At 70.5% G+C, this 3,798-nt stretch carries 2 protein-coding genes; one reads left to right on the top strand and one right to left on the bottom strand.

Annotation, left to right across the window (positions count from 1 at the left end; translation table 11 throughout):
- Positions 1 to 33: 33 nt before the first annotated feature.
- Positions 34 to 666: a recombinase family protein gene (locus tag ME121_RS32445; protein ID WP_053620541.1), complete on the bottom strand. Its 633-nt coding sequence runs from the start codon at positions 664 to 666 to the stop codon at positions 34 to 36.
- 129 nt (positions 667 to 795) lie between these two features.
- Between ME121_RS32445 and ME121_RS32440 the strand changes: the two genes are divergently transcribed.
- On the top strand, positions 796 to 3,765 hold the full coding sequence (locus tag ME121_RS32440) for a Tn3 family transposase (RefSeq protein WP_059410308.1): 2,970 nt from the start codon (positions 796 to 798) through the stop codon (positions 3,763 to 3,765).
- Positions 3,766 to 3,798: the final 33 nt, after the last annotated feature.

The raw sequence follows: 3,798 nt of genomic DNA, 5'->3' as shown, positions 1-3,798 counted from the left end.
GGGGCCCGGTGAGAGGATGGTCGAAAACGTACGCTAAGCCCGCCGACCGGTGCGGGCGAGGAGCTTTTCTCCGTCTGGCCTGATCGCCCCCTTGGGCGTGACGTGCCGGTAGAGGGTCTGCCGGGTGATGCCGAGTTCCACGCAGAGGTCGGCGACGCAGGTTTCGGGGTTTCCCATCGCGGCCTGAGCCAGGCGCAGCTTGGCGGGCGTCATCTTGAAGGGGCGACCGCCCCTGCGGCCGCGAGCGCGAGCCGCGGCCAGCCCGGCCTTCGTGCGCTCGGAGATCAACTCGCGCTCGAACTCGGCCAAGCCGGCGAAGATGGCGAACACCAGCCGGCCGTTGGCCGTGGTGGTGTCGATCGAGGCGCCTTCGCCCGACAGCACCTTCAGCCCGACGTTGCGCTTCGTGAGATCCCCGACCAGGTTGACGAGGTGGCGCAGGTCGCGGCCGAGCCGGTCGAGCTTCCACACCGCCAGCGTGTCGCCGGTCCGTAGCGCCTTGAGGCAGGCCTCGAGCCCGGGACGATCGTCGCGCCGACCGGAGGCGGCATCCTCGTAGATGTGCCCGGGATCGACGCCGGCCGCGACGAGTGCGTCGCGCTGCAGGTCGTGCACTTGGCTGCCGTCGGCCTTCGACACCCGGGCGTAGCCGATCACGGTCGTCATTCATACGTCCGTCTGCGTGACGGAGCGGCATTGCCCGCCGATCGGTCAGCATAATGTCACACAACTCGTCTTGTAGTCTACGCTCCGTGAACAGGCCCGCATTTCTGTTTCGTGACGGATGGGAAGCGGATGCCGGCCAAGACTATCTTGTCACCGGCGCAGCGCGCCGCGATCTTCGACCCGCCTGCCGATCACGCGACGATCGAACGACTCTACACCCTCGGTCCGGACGATCTCGTGCAGGTGGTACGGCGTCGGCGAGGTCCGAACCGGATCGGCCATGCGGTGCAGCTCTGCTATCTCCGTCATCCCGGACGCGCACTGGTGGCGGGTGAGGCGGTGCCCGACGCGATGCTGGACCTGCTCGCCGGTCAGATCGGATGCAATGCCACCGACTTCGCCAGCTATGCCGCCCGCCCGACGACGCTGCGCGAGCATCGCGCCGAGATCGAAGCCTGGCTCGGCCTGCGCGCCTTCGAGGGGGCGGACGTGCGATCGATGCTGGCGGTGGGGTCGGAGATCGCCGCCTCGACCGACCGGGGCGAGACGATCGTCGCCGGCATGGTCGATCGGCTGAGGCTGGGCCGGATCGTGCTGCCGGCCGCATCGACGCTGGAACGGCTGGCGCTCATCGTACGGACCCGGGCGCGCAAGGCCGCCCATGCCGGGCTGATCCAAAACTGCCCGGCCGAGCAGGAAGCGGCGCTCGATCGCCTGATCGCCTCGGACGACGACGGCCGCACCCGGCTCGGCTGGATACGGGAGTGGCCGGAGGCGCCGTCGGCCGCCAACCTGAAGGGGATCGTCGAACGGCTCGACGCGGTGCGCGCCATCGGGATCGCGGCGGACGGGGCACGCCGCATCCATGCCGCCCGCTACGCCGTCATCGCGCGCACCGCCGGCCTCGTCACCGCCCAGCATCTGCGCCGCCTGGAACGCCCGCGCCGGCTCGCCATGCTGGTCGCCTCCATGATCGAGATGGAGGCGGCGCTGACCGACGCCGCCCTGGTCATGGTCGAGAAGATGGTGGGCGCGCTGTTCCGCCGTGCCGACCGCACCCGCTCCGACCGGCTGCTCGGGCAGGCGCGGATGTTGAAGGAAACGGCCCGCTTCCATGCCCGGCTCGGCCGACTGCTGGTCGATGCCCGCGCGACCGGGCACGACCCCTTCCGCACGATCGACGACAGGGTGGGGTGGGACCGGCTTGAAAGCAGCATCCGCGTCGCCGAGGATCTGACGCGCTCGACCGATGACGGCCTGGAGGACGTGGTCGAGCGCTATCCCGCCGTGCGGCGGTTCGCCCCCACCTTCCTCACTGCCTTCAACTTCCGCACGGCGCGGTCGGGCGATCCGCTGCTCGGTGCGATCGAGGCGCTGCGGACGATGCACCGCGACGGTCGATCGGTCCTGCCGAAGCGGGTGCCGACCAGCTTCATCAGGCCGCGGTGGCGCAAGGTCGTGCAGCCGGTCGAGGGGACAATCGACCGGCGCGCCTACGAGATCGCGGTGATCGTCCACCTACGCGAGCGGCTGGCCTCGGGCAGCATCTGGGTGGACGGCAGCCGGGCCTATCGCACGCTCGACGATTATCTGCTGCCGGTGCCCGCGTTCGAGACGATGCGCGCCGATGGCGACCTGCGCCTCGCCGCGGCGCCTGGGTTTGCCCGATGGCATGAGGAGCGCCGCACGCTCCTGGCCCGGCGCATGACCGAGGTGGAGCGCGCCGCCGCAGCCGGTGGGCTGGTCGACGTGACGATCGAGCGCGGGCAGCTGCTGATCTCACCCATCCGGCGCTCCCCGTCCGACGAGGCCGAGGCGCTGAAGAGCCGGCTCTACGCGATGCTGCCGCGTGTCCGCATCACCGACCTGCTGGTGGAGGTCGCCGCCTGGTCGGGGTTCGCCGACTGCTTCGTCCATGCCCGCAGCGGCGTACCCGCTTCCGACCCGTCGGCGCTGATGGGCGCGATCCTCGCCGACGCGACCAACCTGGGCCTCGGGCGCATGGCGGAAAGCTCGCGCGGGCTGACGCTGCCGCGCCTGCGCTGGACGGCGGAATGGCATGTGCGCGACGAGACCTACCTGTCGGCGCTGGCGGCAATCGTCGATTGCCACACCGCGCACCCGCTCGCCGCGGTCTGGGGCCCGGGCGACATGTCGTCGTCGGACGGGCAGTTCTTCTGCGCCGGTGGACAGGGCGAGGCGCGCGCCGATCGCAACGCCCGCTACGGCACCGAACCCGGGGTGCTGTTCTACACCCACGTCACCGACCGCTTCACGCCGTTCCACACCAAGGTCATCGCCGCCAATGCCGGCGAGGCCGCCCATGTCCTCGACGGGCTGCTCGATCATGAGAGCGACCTGGTCATCCGCGAGCATGCGACCGACACCGCGGGTGCGGTCGATCATGTCTTCGGCCTGTGCCACCTGCTCGGCTTCCGCTTCGCGCCGCGCATCCGCGATCTCAACGAGCGCCGGCTGTACAGCCTGTCGCCGCTCGACCCGTGGCCGACGCTGCGCCCGCTCGTCGCCGGGCCGGTCAACGTCCGCGCCATTGAGGCGGACTGGGACGAGACGCTCCGGCTCGCCGCCTCGATCCGGGCCGGCACCGTCAGCGCCTCGGTCATGCTGCGCAAGCTCGCGGGCTATCCGCGCCAGAACCCCGTGGCGCGTGCGCTGCGCGAGATCGGGCGGGTCGAGCGCACCCTGTTCATGCTCGACTGGTTCGATGATCCCGGCCAGCGACGCCGGACCGGCAGCATCCTCAACAAGGGCGAGGCCCGCAACGCGCTCGCCCGCGCCATCTTCTTCAACCGCCTCGGCGAGTTGCGCGACCGCACCTTCGAGAACCAGCGCCATCGCGCCTCCGGCCTGACCCTCGTGACCGCAGCCGTCACGCTGTGGAACACCGTCTATCTCGATCGCGCCATCCGCCATCTGCGCGGCAGCGGCGTCGCGGTGCCCGACGACCTGCTCGCCCACGTCGCCCCGCTGGGTTGGGAGCATGTCGGCCTCACCGGCGACTATCTCTGGGCCGAAATCGACAAGCCCCGCGAACGGTTCAGGCCGCTGCGCCTCCACCAGCAAGGCCGCGACGCTTAGCGTACGTTTTCGACCATCCTCTCACCGGGCCCC

Source organism: Methylobacterium sp. ME121, from assembly GCF_000974725.1.
GTDB classification, from domain to species: domain Bacteria; phylum Pseudomonadota; class Alphaproteobacteria; order Rhizobiales; family Beijerinckiaceae; genus Methylobacterium; species Methylobacterium radiotolerans.
The sequence above is the reverse complement of the archived record's forward strand: the minus strand, read 5'-3'. Positions and strand labels throughout refer to the sequence as shown.

Bases quoted from the DNA above. Each gene is read 5' to 3' on its own strand.
- ME121_RS32440 (WP_059410308.1), top strand. From the start codon at position 796: ATGCCGGCCAAGACTATCTTGTCACCGGCGCAGCGCGCCGCGATCTTC.
- ME121_RS32445 (WP_053620541.1), bottom strand. From the start codon at position 666: ATGACGACCGTGATCGGCTACGCCCGGGTGTCGAAGGCCGACGGCAGC.